We start from the raw sequence: 17,288 nt of genomic DNA, 5'->3' as shown, positions 1-17,288 counted from the left end.
CCCCCGCGCCCCGCGCATCCGCCGCAGCCGGCCGCGCCCGGCACGGACGGACGGGAGGGCCCGGAGGACCCCGCCCGTCCCACGGCCCCGGAGGCCGCCGCCCCCCGGGGCCGCACCTCTGGCGGCTCCGGCCCCTTCGACCCCCGCGAACCGGCTCCCGCGGACGCCGACGGCCCCCGCGGGCAGACCTCGCGCGGTGCGGGCGCGTTCGAGCCCCGCGAGGCCGCGCGTCCACCGGCGGGGCGTCCCGCCGGTACGGACGCCGACGGCGCGGAGGTGCCCCGCGGGCGCACCTCCGCCGGATCCGGTGCGTTCGGGATCCGTGAGCCCGCGCCTTCGCCGGCCCGGGACGCCGGGCCGGACGGTGCGGGCGCCGGCTCCGGCGGCCCTTCGGCGCCCCGGCCGCGTTCTCCGGGCTTCGGCGAGGGGGCGCCTGCCGGTGCGGCCCCCGCCGCGCCCCCGCCTCCGCGTGCCTCCGCCCGCTTCCCCGACGCACCGCCGGCCGCCGGCCGGGGCGTGCGGTCCCCGGGCGGCCCGCCCTCCGTACCGCCGCAGCCCACCCGCCGGCCCTCCGTCCCCGGAACCGGGCCGGAGACCACCACCCGTCCGCGCGCCGTGCCGCCCGTACGGCCGGACACGGGCGGACCGCGCCGTTCGGGCACGGCGTCGGACCCGGGTGCCGGCGGCGCGAGCCGCGCCGGGACGGACCCGGCGTACGCGCCGGCCGGCCCCGTGCGGCGGCCCGGCGACGGCGGGGCCGCGGCCGGGGCGGGCCCGGTGGGCGGGCCCGATCCCGCACTCTCCTGGAGTGCTCCCACGGCGCCGGGCGGTGTGCCCGGAGCGGGGCGGCCCGTCGTGTCGTTCGGGGAGCCGGAGGGGTACGACGAGGAGGCCAGGCCGCGCCCCCTCGGGCGGCGGGGACGGTCGCAGGCCGTCGCGGCCGCCGCCTGCCTCGTCCTCGGGACGGGACTCATCGGCGGAGCCGTCACCGGAAGCTGGCTCGCCGGGGACTCCGACGGGCCGGGCGCCCGGCACGGCTTCGCCGCCGCCCAGGACATGTGGCACAGCGTCCCGGTCGACCAGCTGTTCCCGCCCACCCTGCAGGGCGAGGGCGCGGGCCCCGGCGGCGCCGACCGGTCCTGGACCCGTATCGCCGTGGCCCCCGACAGCGGCTGCCAGGACGCCTTCGACGCCCTGCTGCGCAAGGTCCTCGCCCCCGTCGGTTGCGCGCGCCTGCTGCGCGCCACCTACACCGACGCCACCCAGAGCCACGTCACCACCGTCGGCCTGCTGTTCACCAGGGCCGACGCCGCCGCCATGACCTCCCTCGCCCGCCGTTTCGACGCCGAGCGCCTGGACCGCCGTACCGACCTGATGCCCCTGCCGTACGCGGCGAAGGGCACCGCCGCCGCCGGGTTCGGCGCCGAGCAGCGCGCCACCTGGACGGTCTCCGTCCTCACGGACGCCCCCGTGGTCGTCTACGCCGTCTCCGGGTGGGCCGACGGCCGCACCGTCGACACCCCGCAACCCGCCGAGGACGCCATGGAGTCCGGAGTCACCACCGCTTCCGCCCAGGCGGGCCTCGGCCACGAGGCCCAGGGCCTCGCCGACCGCGTCGAACGCGGCCTGCGCAAGAGGGCCGGCACCGTCACGGAGCAGCCGTCATGAGACCCGTCACCGGCCGGCGCCCCGCCGCGGCGGCACTCGGCGGCCTCCTCGCCACCGCCCTCGTGCTCGTCCCCGCCACCGCCGCGCACGCCGACGGCATCCGTGCCCGGCAGTGGTCCCTGGAGGCCATGCACACCGAGGAGGCCTGGCGGACCACGAAGGGCGCGGGCGTCACCGTCGCCGTCCTGGACACCGGCGTCGAGGCCGACCACCCCGACCTCGACGGCAACGTCCTCACCGGCAAGGACCTCGTCGGCTTCGGCGCGAGCGAGGGCGACCGCGCCTGGGCCCGCCACGGCACCGCCATGGCCGGGATCATCGCCGGCCACGGACACGGCCCCGGCAACGCCGACGGCGTCCTGGGCATCGCGCCCGAGGCGAAGATCCTCCCCGTCCGCGTGATCCTGGAGGACGGCGACCCCTCCCGCGCCGAGGCCCGCAAGACCCGCGGCAGCGCCCTCGCCGAGGGCATCCGCTGGGCCGCCGACCACGGCGCCGACGTCATCAACCTCTCCCTCGGCGACGACTCCGCCTCCGCGCACCCCGAACCCGGCGAGGACCAGGCCATCCAGTACGCCCTGCGCCGGGGCGTGACCGTCGTCGCCTCCGCCGGGAACGGCGGCGAGAAGGGCGACCACGTCTCCTACCCGGCCGCCTACCCGGGCGTCGTCGCCGCCACCGCCGTCGACCGCTACGGCACCCGCGCCCCGTTCTCCACCCGCCGCTGGTACGCCACGGTCAGCGCCCCCGGCGTCGACGTGATCATCGCCGACCCCGACCACAAGTACTACGAGGGCTGGGGCACCAGCGCCGCCGCCGCGTTCGTCTCCGGCGCGGTCGCCCTGGTCAAGGCGGCCCACCCGGACCTGACCCCGGCCCAGGTCAAGCGGCTCCTGGAGGACACCGCCCGCAACGCCCCCGCCGACGGCCGCGACGACTCCCGCGGCTTCGGCTTCGTCGACCCGGCCGCCGCGATCGAGGCCGCGTCCCGGCTGGAGCCGGAGGGCCTGAAGTCGGCGGCCTACGGCGAGAAGTACTTCGGCCCCGGCCCGGACACCGCCGGCCCCGACGACGGCACCGCCGGCTGGGCCGCCCCCCTGGCGGGCGGCGCCGGCGGTGTGCTGCTGGTCGCCGCGGTGGTGCTGTGGCGCGGTCGCCGCACCCGCTACGACGCGGACTGAGCCCCGGTCGCGTCACCCGCGGTGTCCCCGGTGAACACGGACACCGCCGCCCGCGCCGCGGCCTCGGTCAGCGCGATCCCCTCCTCCCGGGTCGCGTTGCCCCGCGACAGCACCGCCACCAGGCAGTCGTGGCCGCCGGCCGTCACCCGCCCGATGCTGTTGATCACCCACAGCCCGGTGGTGCTGCGCCGCAGCCAGCCGTTCTTCAGCGCCCACGCCGTGCCGTCGGCCGCCGCCGACACGCCCCACCGCTGTCCCTCGGCGATCCGCCCCATCAGCTCCCGCACATACGTCCGCGAGGTCTCGTCCAGCTCCGAACCCGTCGTGCCGAACACCTGCCGCAGCAGCGCGACCTGGTCGGTTGCCGTGGTCTGCGTCAGCCCCCACAGCGGCCCGTCCCCGCCCTCGGTCCCCGTCAGCCCGAACCGTTCGTTCGCGGCGTCGAGCCCGTCCGCCGTCCCGATCGCCCGCCACAGCGCCGACGTGGAGTCGTTGTCACTGTTCTCGATCATGGCGGCGGCGTACGTCTTCTCCTCGGCGGTCAGCGTCCGCCCCGCGTCCTGCGCCCGGAGCAGCAGCGCCGCCAGGACGTCGACCTTGACGATGCTCGCAGTGTCGAAGACGCCCCCTCCGTACGAGGCGCTCTCCCCGGAGTCCGTCTCGAGCACCGCCACCGACACCTCGGTGCCGTCCGCCACCTCCACCGACCCCATGGCCGCCGCCAGCAGCGCGTCCCGGTCCACCGCCGCCTCCGTCGCGCTCTCCACCGCTTCCTCCCCTTCGGCCGTCCGCGAGGCCGACGAGGATACGGTCTCCGCCGTCCGCGGGTGCGCCCCCGTGGTCAGGTACGTGGTCCACGCCGCCGTACCGCACCCGACGGTGACCAGGGCGAGGGCGAGGGACAACAGGGCACGGCGCCGGGACCGGCGGGCGCGACGGCGCCGCCGCGGTCTGCTGGAGGAGTCCATGGCCGCGATGGTCGGGGCGGTGGCTGTGCGGACCGTTGGACGGAGCTGAGATCCGGCTCAGATCTCGGTGAGAGGCCGGTGAGGAACGCCGCGCACCCCCCGATAGGGTCGGTGACCGTGGCGAACAAGAACATCCCCGACTCCCCGTTCCGCGACGACGACGGCTCCGCCGACCCCCGGCTGAGCGCCGCGCTCGCGGCCTGGGCCGAGGACGGCAACGCCGTCGGCCCCGTCCTGGAGGCGCTCAAGGGCGCCCGGCTGCTCGTCCCCGTCGTGGCCCTGCTCGGCGAGGTCGAGGAGGACGAGAACGGGCTGCGCCGCGAGAAGACCAGCGACATGGCCGTGCCAACCCTGAAGGCCGGCGGGCGCACCGCCCTGCCCGCCTTCACGTCCACCGGGTCGCTCGCCCGCTGGGACCCGGCGGCCCGCCCCGTCGCCGTACCGCTGCACCAGGCCCTGCGGGCCGCCGCGCACGAGAAGGCGGACACCGTGATCCTGGACCTGGCCGGGCCCGTGCCCTTCGAACTGACCGGGCCCACGCTGCTCGCCCTCGCCGAGGGCCGCACCAGCACCGACCCGCTCGCCGACCCGGCCGTCGCCGAGGCCGTACGGGCCGCCGTCGCCGCGGAGCCCGCCGTGCTGCGCGCCCACCTCGGGCCCGGGCAGGCCGACGGCACCCTCGCCCTGGTCCTCGACCCGGACGCCTCCGTCGCCGAGGCCGCCCGGGCCGTGGCCCAGCGGCTCGCCGCCGACGAGACGCTGAGGGCCCGCCTGGTGCGCGGCCTCGACCTGGCAGTCCTGCCGGCCGGGACCACGCCTCCGGGCGAGCCCCTGTACGTACGTCCCTGACGTCCTAGCCGTAGAGCGGCCCGGTGTACTTCTCGCCCGGGCCCTGACCCGGCTCGTCCGGGACCAGGGAGGCCTCGCGGAACGCCAGCTGGAGCGACTTCAGGCCGTCGCGCAGCGGCGCCGCGTGGAACGAGCTGATCTCCGTCGCGGAGGCGTCCAGCAGACCGGCCAGCGCGTGCACCAGCTTGCGCGCCTCGTCCAGGTCCTTGAACGTGTCGCCCTCCTCGGTCAGACCGAGCTTCACGGCGGCGGCGCTCATCAGATTGACGGCGACCGTCACGATCACCTCGACGGCCGGGACCTCGGCGATGTCGCGGGCCATGGCGTCGAAGTCGGGGTTGCCGGGGGTCTCGGGGGTGTCCGGGGGGGAGGTCTCACTCATGCCCCACACGATAGGCGCAGACGCGTGTCCCCTTGACAGCAGGAGGCAGGGGACACGTGGTTAGCGCACGCCTTCCGGAGCTGCTAACCTTGTGTAACGACCGGTCGGACCCGTATGCCTCACGGCTCGCGAGCCCGGCCCACAAGTGGAGGATTCGAACTCCCACCTGGCCGCCCCGAGGGCGGCGGGTCACCGGTCAGGCGGTCCCGTCCCCTAGGCGGCGGTCCGCCCGAAAGCGCGCCCCGCGGTCCCCGTGGTGGTGCTCCGGTAGTTCGAGGAGCCCCGCCTGTGATCGTCCGGGGCATTTTCTTTGCCTCGGCGCGGTTAGGTCTCACGAACACAGACGTTACGCGGCTGTCCGCCAGACCGTCGCGTGGTGCTACCGAGGAGGATCCATCAGCGCCGAGCCCCGCATCAACGACCGGATTCGCGTTCCCGAGGTGCGACTTGTCGGTCCCAGCGGCGAGCAGGTCGGGATTGTCCCGCTTGCCAAGGCCCTGGAGCTTGCGCAGGAGTACGACCTCGATCTCGTCGAGGTCGCGGCGAACGCCCGTCCGCCCGTGTGCAAGCTCATGGACTACGGGAAGTTCAAGTACGAGTCGGCCATGAAGGCCCGTGAGGCGCGCAAGAACCAGGCGCACACGGTCATCAAGGAGATGAAGCTCCGGCCGAAGATCGACCCGCACGACTATGACACCAAGAAGGGTCACGTCGTCCGGTTCCTCAAGCAGGGCGACAAGGTCAAGATCACGATCATGTTCCGTGGTCGCGAGCAGTCCCGGCCGGAACTCGGCTACCGGCTGCTGCAGCGTCTCGCGGAGGACGTCCAGGACCTCGGCTTCGTGGAGTCGAACCCGAAGCAGGACGGCCGCAACATGATCATGGTCCTCGGTCCGCACAAGAAGAAGACCGAGGCGATGGCCGAGGCTCGCCAGGCGCAGGAAGCCCGCAAGGCGGAGGCGAAGGCCAACCCCGGCCGTTCGATGAACGCCGCGGACCCCGACGCCGCGAACGCCGACGCTCCGGCCGAGGCTTCCGCCGAGGCGTGACTCCGGGGGACGTGAGTCCCCAGGAAGCAACCGAAACAAGTACGACGCTCCACCGTGCCCGGTTCTCATGACCGGGCACCGGAGCGCCACCGACGAGGAGAGAACGGCGCTATGCCGAAGAACAAGTCGCACAGCGGTGCCAGCAAGCGCTTCAAGGTCACCGGCTCCGGCAAGGTGCTCCGCGAGCGCGCCGGCAAGCGCCACCTGCTCGAGCACAAGTCGTCCCGCGTGACGCGTCGCCTCACCGGCAACGCCGAGATGGCCCCGGGCGACGCCGCGAAGATCAAGAAGCTTCTCGGCAAGTGAGACCGGGCGCCCAGCGCCTGATCCACCTCCACCGGGACCCAATCGTTTCCGGGCCGTGTGAGGACAACCACGGCCCCGCTACAAGGAGTTAACAAGTGGCACGCGTCAAGCGGGCAGTCAACGCCCACAAGAAGCGCCGGGCGATCCTCGAGCAGGCCTCCGGCTACCGCGGTCAGCGCTCGCGCCTGTACCGCAAGGCCAAGGAGCAGGTCACCCACTCGCTGGTCTACAACTACAACGACCGCAAGAAGCGCAAGGGTGACTTCCGCCAGCTGTGGATCCAGCGCATCAACGCCGCCGCCCGCGCCAACGGCATCACGTACAACCGCTTCATCCAGGGTCTGAAGGCCGCGAACGTCGAGGTCGACCGCAAGATCCTGGCGGAGCTGGCCGTCAACGACGCGACGGCGTTCGCCGCGCTCGTCGAGGTCGCGCAGAAGGCGCTGCCGGCGGACGTGAACGCGCCCAAGGCGGCGTGATCACCGCGTCGGCCTGAGGCCGGCGCGAGACAGGGACCCGCAGGCTCGGAGGCTTGCGGGTCCCGTTGTTGTGCGGTTCGTCGGTCGCCGCCCGGCTGCGGGTCCCTCGTGGTGGGCCGCGCGGTTCCCCGCGTCCCGGGGGGAGTTGTACGTGCCGCGTGTCGAGATCTCCCGAAAGTGAAGAAGATGCCCCCCGCCAGCCCCGAGCTGATCTCCCCCCGTTCCTCCCGGGTCGCCGCCGCCCGGCGGCTCGCCAAGCGGAACTTCCGGGGGAAGGAGCGGCTGTTCCTCGCCGAGGGGCCGCAGGCCGTCCGGGAGGCCGCCGCGCACCGGGGCGGGGGCGCCGGCACGCTCGTCGAGCTGTTCGCCACCGTCGAGGCCGCCGAGCGGTACGCCGACATCGTCGGGGCGGCCCGGGACGCCGGGGCCCGGGTGCACCTCGCCTCCGAGGGCGTCATCGCCGACATCTCCACCACCGTCACCCCGCAGGGGCTCGTCGGGATCTGCCGGTTCCTGGACACGCCGTTCGAGGAGATCCTCGCCGCCCGGCCCCGCCTCGTCGCCGTCCTCGCGCACGTGCGCGACCCCGGGAACGCCGGCACCGTGCTGCGGTGCGCCGACGCCGCCGGGGCCGAGGCCGTCGTCCTCACCGACGCCTCCGTCGACCTGTACAACCCCAAGGCCGTACGCGCCTCCGTCGGCTCCCTGTTCCACCTGCCCGTCGCCGTCGGCGTCCCCGTCGAACAGGCCGTGACCGAACTGCGGGATGCGGGCGTGCGGCTGCTCGCCGCCGACGGCGCCGGGGACCGGGACCTCGACGACGAGCTCGACAAGGGCACCATGGGCGGGCCCACCGCCTGGGTCTTCGGCAACGAGGCCTGGGGCCTGCCCGAGGAGACCCGCGCCCTCACCGACGCCGTCGTGCGCGTACCCATCCACGGAAAGGCGGAGAGTCTGAACCTCGCCACCGCCGCCGCCGTATGTCTCTACGCGTCGGCGCGTGCACAGCGCGCCGCCGGAGGGTGCCGCTCCGTCACCGGGAACTAGTAGGGTGACCAGCCCGGGGACCCTCCCCCAAGCTCTCGGCAGGGCTCGAGCTCGGGGCGCCCCGGGGAAGTTCCGAGAGGTGGGGTACGGGGATGAGCGTCGGCACGAGCAGCGCACCGGACGCACAGCGGGCGGCGCGCCCGCCCGCGCCCCGGCCCGGTGACCCCGCCGAACTCGGCATCGACCCCGACCAGCTGCCCGACGGACTCGTCGTCGCCGACGAGCACGGACGGGTGATCTGCTTCAACGCGGCGGCCGTCCGCATCACGGCCGTCCCCGCCGGGCAGGCCCTCGGCCGGCCGCTGGAGACCGCCCTGCCGTTAGAGGACCTGGAGGGCCGCCGCTGGTGGCAGCTCACCGACCCCTACGGCGGCCTCGCCATCCGCGTCCGCCAGCCCGAACGCAACCTGCTGCTCCCCGGAGGCCGGGAAGTCCTCGTCTCCGCCCGCTACGTCCGCACCGCGCCCACCGGCCCCGTCCGCCGCGTCGTCGTCACCCTGCGCGACACCGAGGCCCGGCGCCGCACCGAGCGCAGCCACGCCGAACTGATCGCCACCGTCGCCCACGAACTGCGCTCCCCGCTCACCTCCGTCAAGGGCTTCACCGCCACCCTGCTCGCCAAGTGGGAACGCTTCACCGACGACCAGAAACGGCTGATGCTGGAGACCGTCGACGCCGACGCCGACCGGGTCACCCGGCTCATCGCCGAACTGCTCGACATATCCCGCATCGACTCCGGGCGCCTGGAGGTGCGCCGCCAGCCCGTCGACATCGGGGCCGCCGTCGGGCGGCACATCCAGGCCTACGTCGCCGCCGGGCAGCGGGCCGACCGCTTCCTGCTGCGGGTGCAGCACCCGCTGCCCGACCTGTGGGCCGACCCCGACAAGGTCGACCAGGTGCTCAGCAACCTGCTGGAAAATGCGGTGCGGCACGGCGAGGGAACCGTCACGATCGACATCACGCCCTCGGCGTCCCCCCGCGAACGGGAGAACGCCGAAATCGCAGCCACGTCGGTCACGGTGAGCGACGAGGGGCCCGGCATCCCGGAGGAGTCCATGAACCGCGTCTTCACCCGCTTCTGGCGGGGCAGCAAACGCGGCGGCACGGGTCTCGGGCTGTACATCGTCAAGGGCATCGTCGAGGCCCACGGCGGCACCATCACGGTCGGACGCGCCCCCGGCGGCGGCGCGCAGTTCCGATTTACGTTGCCCGTGGCGGCACCCGCGTATCTCACCTGAGATCCGGCCCGCCCCCACGGGCGCATTCGCCTGCCCCGGCACCGTTAGACTCGGCCTTTGGCACCTTTGTGTCCCAAAAACCTGGACGCACTGTCCACGAGTCGGTACGGGGACCGTCAGCCAGCCAATCGGAAGCACGGGAAGAGATGTCGGCACCCAATAAGTCGTACGACCCTGTCGAGGTCGAGACGTTGAAACCGGAAGAGATCGAGCGCATGCGGGACGAGGCGCTCGCCGCCTTCGCCGCCGCGGACTCCCTCGACGCACTCCAGGAGGCGAAGGTCGCCCACACCGGCGGCACCTCCCCGCTGGCGCTGGCCAACCGCGAGATCGGCGCCCTGCCGCCGCACGCCAAGGCCGACGCCGGCAAGCGCGTCGGCCAGGCGCGCGGTGCCGTGAACAAGGGCCTCGCCGCCCGCCAGGCCGAACTCGAGGCCGAGCGCGACGCGCGCGTCCTGGTCGAGGAGGCCGTGGACGTCACGCTGCCCCACGACCGCGTCCCGGCCGGCGCCCGCCACCCGCTCACCACGCTGTCGGAGCGCATCGAGGACATCTTCGTGGCCATGGGCTACGAGGTCGCCGAGGGCCCCCAGGTCGAGGCCGAGTGGTTCAACTTCGACGCCCTCAACATCGGCCCGGACCACCCGGCCCGCGGCGAGGCCGACACCTTCTTCGTGCAGGGGCCGGAAGGCGGCACCGAGTCCGGCGTCGTGCTGCGCACCCACACCTCGCCCGTGCAGATCCGCTCCCTGCTCGACCGCGAGCTGCCGGTCTACGTGATCTGCCCCGGCCGCGTGTACCGCACCGACGAGCTGGACGCCACGCACACCCCCGTCTTCCACCAGGTCGAGCTGCTCGCCGTGGACGAGGGCCTGACCATGGCGGACCTCAAGGGCACCCTGGACCACATGGTCCAGTCGCTGTTCGGCGCGGAGATGAAGACCCGGCTGCGGCCGAACTTCTTCCCCTTCACCGAGCCGAGCGCCGAGATGGACATGCTCTGCTACGTCTGCAAGGGCGCGTCCGTCGGCAACCCCGACCGGCCCTGCCGCACCTGCTCGTCCGAGGGCTGGATCGAGCTCGGCGGCTGCGGCATGGTCAACCCGCGGGTGCTCACCGCCTGCGGCGTCGACCCCGAGAAGTACAGCGGCTTCGCCTTCGGGTTCGGCATCGAGCGGATGCTGATGTTCCGCCACAACGTCGAGGACATGCGAGACATGGTCGAGGGTGACGTCCGGTTCACCCGGCCGTTCGGGATGGAGATCTGATGCGGATCCCGCTTTCTTGGCTGCGGGAGTACGTCGACCTGCCGGCGACGGAGACCGGCCGTGACGTACAGGCCAAGCTCATTTCGGCCGGTCTTGAGGTCGAGACCGTCGAGCACCTCGGCGCCGACCTCAAGGGCCCCCTCGTCGTCGGCCAGGTGCTGACCATCGAGGAGCTGGAGGGCTTCAAGAAGCCGATCCGCTTCTGCACCGTCGACGTCGGCCGGGCCAACGGCACCGGTGAGCCCCAGGAGATCGTCTGCGGCGCCCGCAACTTCGCCGTCGGCGACAAGGTCGTCGTGGTCCTCCCCGGCGCCACCCTGCCCGGCGGCTTCTCGATCAGCGCCCGCAAGACCTACGGCAGGACCTCCCACGGCATGATCTGCTCCAGCGACGAGCTGGGCATGGGCGACGACGGCACGCACGGCATCATCGTGCTGCCGCCGGAGACCGAGGTCGGCAAGGACGCCATCGAGCTCCTCGAACTGGTCGACGAGGTCCTGGACATCGCCGTCACCGCCAACCGCGGCGACTGCCTGTCCATCCGCGGCGTCGCCCGCGAGACCGCCATCGCCTACGGCCTGCCGCTGCGCGACCCGGCCCTGCTCGACGTGCCCGGCCCGAACGCCTTCGGCTACCCGGTGAAGGTCTCCGACCCGGCCGGCTGCGACCGTTTCACCGCCCGTACGGTGACCGGCCTCAGCCCCGAGGCGCGCTCCCCGATCTGGCTGAAGCGCCGGCTCCAGAAGGTCGGCATGCGCCCGATCTCGCTCGCCGTCGACGTCACCAACTACGTGATGATGGAGCTCGGCCAGCCGCTGCACGCCTACGACCGGAACCTGGTCCGGGGCACCATCGGCGTGCGCCGGGCCGAGGAGGGCGAGAAGATCGTCACCCTCGACGGCGTCGAGCGGAAGCTGCACGCCGAGGACCTGGTCATCACCGACGACCGCGGTCCCATCGGCCTCGCCGGCGTCATGGGCGGCGCCAACACCGAGATCGCCGACCACAGCGACACCGAGAACGCGACGAGTGACGTGGTCATCGAGGCCGCCCACTTCGACCAGGTGTCCGTCGCGCGCACCGCCCGCCGCCACAAGCTGTCCTCCGAGGCGTCCCGCCGCTTCGAGCGCGGCGTCGACCCGCAGGCCGCCGCCGCTGCCGCGCAGCGCACCGTCGACCTGCTGGTGCTGCTCGCGGGCGGCACCGCCGAGGCCGGTGTCACCGAGGTCGCCGCCCCGACCGCGCCGCGCACCGTCACCGTCGCCGCCGACCACCCGGACAAGGTCGCCGGTGTGACGTACGGCCGCGAGACCGTCGTGCGCCGCCTCCAGGAGGTCGGCTGCGACGTCATGGGCAATACTGCCGCGTGGAACGCGTCGTCGGGGGGTGGTGGCCGGGCGACGGGCGGGCAGGACGAGCTGATCGTGACCGTGCCGTCCTGGCGGCCCGACCTCACCGAACCGAACGACCTGGCCGAGGAGGTCATCCGGCTGGAGGGCTACGAGAACCTGCCCTCCACGCTGCCCAGGCCGCCGGCCGGCCGGGGTCTGACCGCCCGCCAGCGGCTGCACCGCCGCATCGGCCGCGCGCTGGCCGGGGCCGGTTACGTCGAGGCGCCGAACTACCCGTTCGTCAGCGAGCAGGTCTTCGACCAGCTCGGGCTGGAGGCCGACGACCCGGCCCGCCGCTTCGTCAGGCTGGTCAATCCGCTCAGCGACGAGGAGCCCGCGCTGCGCACCTCGCTGCTGCCGGGCCTGCTCGGCGCGCTGCGCCGCAACGACGGCCGGGGTTCGCACGACCTCGCGCTGTTCGAGACCGGCCTGGTCTTCCACCCGCGCGAGGAGCAGCGGGTCGCCGCCAACCTGTCCGTGGACCGGCGCCCCAGCGAGGAGGACATCGCCGCGCTGAACGCCGCGCTGCCCGACCAGCCGCGGCACGTCGCCGTCGTCCTGGCCGGCGCCCGCGAGCAGGCCGGCTGGTGGGGCAAGGGCCGCGCGGCCGACTGGGCCGACGCGGTGGAGGCCGCCCGGACCGTCGCCCGCGAGACCGGCGCCGAACTGGGCATCCGCAAGGGCCAGTACGGCCCGTGGCACCCGGGCCGCTGCGCCGAGCTGACCGTCACCGTCGACGGCGCCGAGCGCGTCATCGGCCACGCCGGTGAGCTGCACCCGCGCGTCCTGAAGGCCCTGGGCCTGCCCGCGCGCAGCTGTGCGATGGAGCTGGACCTGGACGCCCTGGAGCAGGTCGGCGACGACACCCCGCAGGCGCCGGGCATCTCCACCTTCCCGGTCGCCACGCAGGACGTCGCGCTGGTCGTCGACGCGTTCGTGCCCGCCTCGGACGTCGAGGCGGCGCTGCGCGAGGGCGCCGGTGAACTGCTGGAGTCCATCCGCCTGTTCGACGTGTATGAGAACGCCGAGCAGCTCGGTGAGGGCCGCAAGTCCCTGGCGTACGCGCTGAGGTTCCGCGCGACCGACCGCACGCTGACCGTCGACGAGGCCTCGGCGGCCCGCGAATCGGCGGTCGCCCTCGCGGGCGACCGCACCGGGGCGGTCCTGAGGAGCTAGCCCTCACTCAGCCCGTCCGCCATCCCCAGCCCGTCCGGAGTTTGAGGACAAGGGGGTCTGGGGCGCAGCCCCCCAGGGACGGGAAGGGGCGGCGGGGGCGAAAACCCATGCCCCGCCCCCGCCCCGCGGCCAAGTGAACCGAAGCCGGCCCGTGGGGCCGACAACCGCCGGGTTCCGGGGGTGCGGGAGGCGTGACGCACGCCTCCCGCACCCCCGTGCCCCTCAACCCGCCGGTCACCTCACTCGTTCGGGTGACTATTCGGGGCGATACGTACGGATCAGGCCATACGGTCGACAGAATCGGACCGGCCTCTCGAGGCCGGTCTGCGCTGTCCGGGCCTACATGGGGGGCCATCGGCATGATCCGCTTCAAGCCTGGGGCTCCCCACAGGGTGTCACCCCGGTTCCTGTCCTCACGGGTCTCCACCCTCGCGGTGCCCACGGCCCTGGGCGCCACCGCGGTCGCCTACCGGCTGACCTGCCCGCTCGCCCACGACGACGCCCTCGGCGCGCGTCTCGTCAGCAGCGCCGTGATGTGCGCGGTCGTCACCGGTCTGGTGATGCACGCCCGGCACCGGCTGCTGCGCGAACTGCGGCGGGCCCGCCAGGTCGCGGAGACCGCGCAGAGCGCGCTGCTGCGCCCGCCGCCCCCGCGGATCGACGGCCTGGCCGCCGCCGCGGTCCACTTCTCCGCCGACCCGGAGGCCCGGATCGGCGGAGACCTGTACGAGGTGGTCGCCACCGAGCACGGCGTACGGGCCGTCATCGGTGACGTCCGCGGGCACGGGCTCGGAGCCGTACGGACCGTCGCCGCGGTCCTCGGCAGCTTTCGCGAGGCCGCCCACGACGAGGCCGAACTCGCCGGTGTGCTGCGCCGGCTGGACCGGGCGATGGCCCGGCACCTGCGGGAGCGGGCCCACGGCGGGCACGACCCGGCGGGCGCCGCCCAGGACGGCCGGCCCGGCGAGGAGTTCGTCACCGTCCTGCTGCTGGAGATCCTCCCGGACGGGGGCGTACGGGCCCTGAACTGCGGCCACCCCTGGCCGTACCTGCTGACCGGCGCACGGGCCGAACCGCTCGCCCGCACCGATCCGCTCCCGCCGCTCGGCCCGTTCCCGCTGCCGCCCGAGCTCCCCGCCCTCGCCCGCGGACCCCTGCTGCCCGGCGACGCGCTCGTCCTGTACACGGACGGAGCCGAGGAGGCACGGGACGCCGAGGGCCGGTTCTTCCCCCTGCGGGACGTCCTCACCGAGGCCGCGCGCGAACACCCGCTCACCGCCGGGTCCGTGCTGCGCACGGTCCTCACCGCGCTGCTGCGGCACACCGTCGGCCCGCCGAAGGACGACGTGGCCCTGCTGGTCCTGCGGAACGAGCGGCCCGTGGGAGGCGCCCCCACAGGGGTGCGCGCCACCGCGCGGCCGGCCGCTCCGCACCCGACGGGCCACCTCCAGTCCCCGGCGTGACCGGCGGCGCCACGCCGTCCGTCCCGCCACGGAGTGTCGGGCAGGCAGCGGGGCGGACGGCGTGGGAACGGGCCGCCGCACTGTACGAGGGGGAGCCGGCGGCCCGGCCGGCCTCTTTCGAGGCAGTTCAGTCAATCGGCCGGACACATGGGGCGACAGTGCGCGCACACTACGGATTCGAGCATTCCGTTCACACCCCGTGTGAACGCGCAGCCATTACTCTGTCCGGCACCGAGCCACCGGGGGGCCCTGGAATGCAGCCCAATACTCTGCTCGACGCGATCCTGGACGAGGCCGGGATCTCGCACGCGGGCCTGGCCGCACGCGTCAACCAGGCCGGACGGGCGCGCGGTCTGCCGCTCCGCTACGAGCACACCGCCGCGAGTGGGTGCCCCTGAAGGTGGTCCCCGACCTGGTCGCCGCCGGCGAGGTCCCGGCCGCCGGCATGGCGGCGGCGTTACTCCTGCTGCACCACCTCAGGCCCGGCCGGGACGGCAGGCCCTGACACCCGGGGCCCGGCACCTCGTCGGGTACCGGGCCCCCGGGAGCGGGCGTCGCTCAGCCGTAGGTGTAGAAGCCCGAGCCGCTCTTGCGGCCCAGCCGGCCCGCGTCGACCATGCGCTGGAGCAGCGGGGGAGCGGCGTACAGCGGCTCCTTGTACTCCTCGTACATCGAGTACGCCACCGAGGCCACCGTGTCCAGGCCGATCAGGTCGGCCAGCTTCAGCGGGCCCATCGGGTGGGCGCAGCCCATCTCCATGCCGTTGTCGATGTCCTCGCGGCTGGCGATGCCCGACTCGAACATCCGGATCGCGGAGAGCAGGTACGGGATCAGCAGCGCGTTCACCACGAAGCCGGAGCGGTCCTGGGCGCGGATCGCGTGCTTGCCCAGCATCTTCTCGGTGAAGACCTGGGCCCGGCTCAGGGTGCCCTCGGAGGTGGTGAGCGCCGGGATCAGCTCGACCAGCTTCTGCACCGGGGCCGGGTTGAAGAAGTGGATGCCGATGACGTGGTCGGGCCGCGAGGTGGCGACCGCCAGCTTCACCAGCGGGATGGAGGAGGTGTTGGAGGCCAGGATCGCGTCCGGCCGGGTCACCACCTGGTCGAGGACCTGGAAGATCTCGGTCTTGACCTGCTCGTTCTCGACCACGGCCTCGATCACCAGATCACGGTCGGCGAACTCGCCGAGGTCCGTGGTGAAGCTCAGCCGGGCCTGCGTGGACGCCAGCTCCTCCTCGGTGATCTTGCCGCGCCCGGCCGCCTTCGACAGGGAGTTGAACAGCCGGGTACGGCCGATCTCCAGGGCCTCGCCGGTGGTCTCGGCGACCTTGACGTCCAGTCCGGCCCGGGCGCACACCTCGGCGATCCCCGCGCCCATCTGACCGCAGCCCACCACTCCGACGCGTTCGATGTCGGTCACATCGGTCCTTTCGCTCCTGCTTGCGGCTGTGGCAGGTCGCCGGGTCCCGGGTCCTGCTCCGTTCGTGCACGTTACTCCCAAGTATCGATGATCGATCGCGGGGGTGGGGCATCCTGGGCGCAGGGCCGTGTCCGGCCGGGCGGTGCGGCGGTGTCCAGGGGGGCGCGATGGGGCGGGTGTCACGCAGGCTGTTCGCGACGGCGGTGCTGGCCGCGACGGCGACGGTGCCGAAGGCGTCCGCCGCACCGCGGCGACGCGCGGCTCCGGCCGCGGCGACCGGCGAGATGCGGGGCATGTGGGTGGCCACCGTCACCAACCGGGACTGGCCCTCCCGGCCGGGGCTGAGCGCCGCGCGGCAGCGCGCCGAGCTGCTCGCCCACCTCGACGCGGCCGTCCGCAACCGCCTCAACACCGTGATCCTCCAGGTGCGGCCCACGGCCGACGCGCTGTGGCCCTCGCCGTACGAGCCGTGGTCGCAGTACCTCACCGGCACCCAGGGCACGCACCCCGGCTGGGACCCGCTCGGCACGGCCGTCACGGAGGCCCACGCCCGTGGTCTGCGGCTGCACGCCTGGTTCAACCCGTACCGCGTGGCCACGCACGCCGACCCCGCCCGGCTCACCGCCTCCCACCCCGCCCGCCGCAACCCCGGCTGGGTCGTCCCGTACGGCGGCGGGCTCTACTACAACCCCGGCCTGCCCGAGGTCCGCGCCTTCGTACGGGAGGCGATGCTCGACGCGGTGCGCCGCTACCCCGTCGACGCGGTCCACTTCGACGACTACTTCTATCCGTATCCGGTGGCCGGCCAGACCTTCGACGACGACCGGGCCCACGACGCCCACGGCGGCGGCTTCCCGGACCGGGCGGCCTGGCGGCGGGACAACGTCGACCGGCTGGTGCGCGAGACGGCCGCCGGGATCAAGGGGATCCGGCCCGGCACCCGCTTCGGCATCAGCCCCTTCGGCGTGTGGCGCAACGCCGGCGTGGACGCGCGGGGCTCCGACACGCACGCGGGCGTGCAGAGCTACGACGACCTGCACGCCGACACCCGCCGGTGGGCCAGGGAGAACTGGATCGACTACATCTGCCCGCAGCTGTACTGGAACATCGGCTTCGCCGCCGCCGACTACGCCGGGCTGCTGCCCTGGTGGGCCGAGGTCGTCCGGGGCTCCGGGACCCGGCTGTACGCGGGGGAGGCCCTCTACAAGGCGGGCGACCCGGCCCAGCCCGCGGCCTGGCGGGACCCGGCCGAGCTGTCCCGCCACCTCACGCTGGCCGCCGGGCACCCGGAGGTGCGGGGGCACGTCTTCTTCGCCGCCCGCGAGGTGGCGGCCGATCCGGCCGGGGCGATGGCGCGGGTGGTCGCCGACCACTTCCGGCAGCCGGCCGCACCCCCGCGCTGAT

16 protein-coding genes and 1 pseudogene are annotated in these 17,288 nt (G+C 74.0%); 14 read left to right on the top strand and 3 right to left on the bottom strand.

Annotated elements, in window-relative coordinates:
• Positions 1-855: 855 nt before the first annotated feature.
• Positions 856-1,668, top strand: a complete 813-nt coding sequence (locus ACFY3N_RS21535) for a hypothetical protein (protein ID WP_390818292.1) — start codon at positions 856-858, stop codon at positions 1,666-1,668.
• Positions 1,665-2,849, top strand: coding sequence for a type VII secretion-associated serine protease mycosin (gene mycP, locus ACFY3N_RS21530; protein ID WP_390818291.1), 1,185 nt, complete (start codon positions 1,665-1,667; stop codon positions 2,847-2,849). Before ACFY3N_RS21535 ends, mycP begins: the two co-directional genes overlap by 4 nt.
• Here mycP and ACFY3N_RS21525 read toward each other — a convergent pair.
• On the bottom strand, positions 2,834-3,817 hold the full coding sequence (locus ACFY3N_RS21525) for a serine hydrolase (protein WP_390818290.1): 984 nt from the start codon (positions 3,815-3,817) through the stop codon (positions 2,834-2,836). The two genes, mycP and ACFY3N_RS21525, sit on opposite strands and share 16 nt — an antisense overlap.
• A 117-nt stretch (positions 3,818-3,934) precedes the next feature.
• Between ACFY3N_RS21525 and ACFY3N_RS21520 the strand changes: the two genes are divergently transcribed.
• Positions 3,935-4,666: an SseB family protein gene (locus tag ACFY3N_RS21520; protein ID WP_390818289.1), complete on the top strand. Its 732-nt coding sequence runs from the start codon at positions 3,935-3,937 to the stop codon at positions 4,664-4,666.
• Between the two features lie 4 nt (positions 4,667-4,670).
• On the opposite strand, the gene ACFY3N_RS21515 is transcribed toward ACFY3N_RS21520, so the two are convergent.
• Positions 4,671-5,048 (bottom strand): DUF1844 domain-containing protein, encoded by a 378-nt coding sequence (locus tag ACFY3N_RS21515; protein ID WP_390818288.1) that lies wholly within the window; start codon positions 5,046-5,048, stop codon positions 4,671-4,673.
• A 395-nt stretch (positions 5,049-5,443) separates the two neighbouring features.
• Between ACFY3N_RS21515 and infC the strand changes: the two genes are divergently transcribed.
• The 10 genes and pseudogenes from infC to ACFY3N_RS21465 form a co-directional block, all read left to right on the top strand.
• The gene (gene infC, locus ACFY3N_RS21510; protein WP_217130446.1) at positions 5,444-6,097 is read left to right on the top strand and encodes a translation initiation factor IF-3; all 654 of its coding nucleotides are present in this window, start codon (positions 5,444-5,446) and stop codon (positions 6,095-6,097) included.
• A gap of 111 nt (positions 6,098-6,208) precedes the next feature.
• The gene (gene rpmI, locus ACFY3N_RS21505) at positions 6,209-6,403 is read left to right on the top strand and encodes a 50S ribosomal protein L35 (RefSeq protein ID WP_004933563.1); all 195 of its coding nucleotides are present in this window, start codon (positions 6,209-6,211) and stop codon (positions 6,401-6,403) included.
• Between the two features lie 95 nt (positions 6,404-6,498).
• Positions 6,499-6,882 (top strand): 50S ribosomal protein L20, encoded by a 384-nt coding sequence (gene rplT, locus ACFY3N_RS21500; protein WP_004933571.1) that lies wholly within the window; start codon positions 6,499-6,501, stop codon positions 6,880-6,882.
• Positions 6,883-7,068: 186 nt separating this feature from the next.
• Positions 7,069-7,929 (top strand): TrmH family RNA methyltransferase, encoded by an 861-nt coding sequence (locus ACFY3N_RS21495; RefSeq protein ID WP_390818287.1) that lies wholly within the window; start codon positions 7,069-7,071, stop codon positions 7,927-7,929.
• 92 nt (positions 7,930-8,021) lie between these two features.
• Positions 8,022-9,167, top strand: a complete 1,146-nt coding sequence (locus ACFY3N_RS21490) for an ATP-binding protein (RefSeq protein WP_390818286.1) — start codon at positions 8,022-8,024, stop codon at positions 9,165-9,167.
• Between the two features lie 146 nt (positions 9,168-9,313).
• Positions 9,314-10,435, top strand: coding sequence for a phenylalanine--tRNA ligase subunit alpha (gene pheS, locus ACFY3N_RS21485; protein WP_390818285.1), 1,122 nt, complete (start codon positions 9,314-9,316; stop codon positions 10,433-10,435).
• A complete protein-coding gene (gene pheT, locus ACFY3N_RS21480) occupies positions 10,435-13,002 on the top strand; it encodes a phenylalanine--tRNA ligase subunit beta (protein WP_390818284.1) in 2,568 nt (855 codons plus the stop codon). Before pheS ends, pheT begins: the two co-directional genes overlap by 1 nt.
• A gap of 359 nt (positions 13,003-13,361) precedes the next feature.
• The gene (locus ACFY3N_RS21475) at positions 13,362-14,465 is read left to right on the top strand and encodes a PP2C family protein-serine/threonine phosphatase (protein WP_390818283.1); all 1,104 of its coding nucleotides are present in this window, start codon (positions 13,362-13,364) and stop codon (positions 14,463-14,465) included.
• Positions 14,466-14,719: 254 nt separating this feature from the next.
• Positions 14,720-14,863 carry a hypothetical protein gene (locus ACFY3N_RS21470; RefSeq protein ID WP_390818334.1) on the top strand — a complete coding sequence of 48 codons (144 nt, stop codon included), beginning with the start codon at positions 14,720-14,722 and terminating at the stop codon, positions 14,861-14,863.
• A pseudogene (locus tag ACFY3N_RS21465) lies at positions 14,839-14,970 on the top strand (NUDIX hydrolase); the annotation flags it as partial. The gene ACFY3N_RS21470 and the pseudogene ACFY3N_RS21465, both read left to right, overlap by 25 nt.
• A gap of 53 nt (positions 14,971-15,023) precedes the next feature.
• Here ACFY3N_RS21465 and ACFY3N_RS21460 read toward each other — a convergent pair.
• Positions 15,024-15,884 carry a 3-hydroxybutyryl-CoA dehydrogenase gene (locus tag ACFY3N_RS21460; protein ID WP_390818282.1) on the bottom strand — a complete coding sequence of 287 codons (861 nt, stop codon included), beginning with the start codon at positions 15,882-15,884 and terminating at the stop codon, positions 15,024-15,026.
• 167 nt (positions 15,885-16,051) lie between these two features.
• On the opposite strand from ACFY3N_RS21460, the gene ACFY3N_RS21455 reads away from it, so the two are divergent.
• On the top strand, positions 16,052-17,287 hold the full coding sequence (locus ACFY3N_RS21455; RefSeq protein ID WP_390818281.1) for a glycoside hydrolase family 10 protein: 1,236 nt from the start codon (positions 16,052-16,054) through the stop codon (positions 17,285-17,287).
• Position 17,288: the final 1 nt, after the last annotated feature.

Source organism: Streptomyces sp. NPDC000348 (genome assembly GCF_042898795.1).
GTDB lineage: Bacteria > Actinomycetota > Actinomycetes > Streptomycetales > Streptomycetaceae > Streptomyces.
This window is presented reverse-complemented; position numbering and strand designations above follow the sequence as displayed.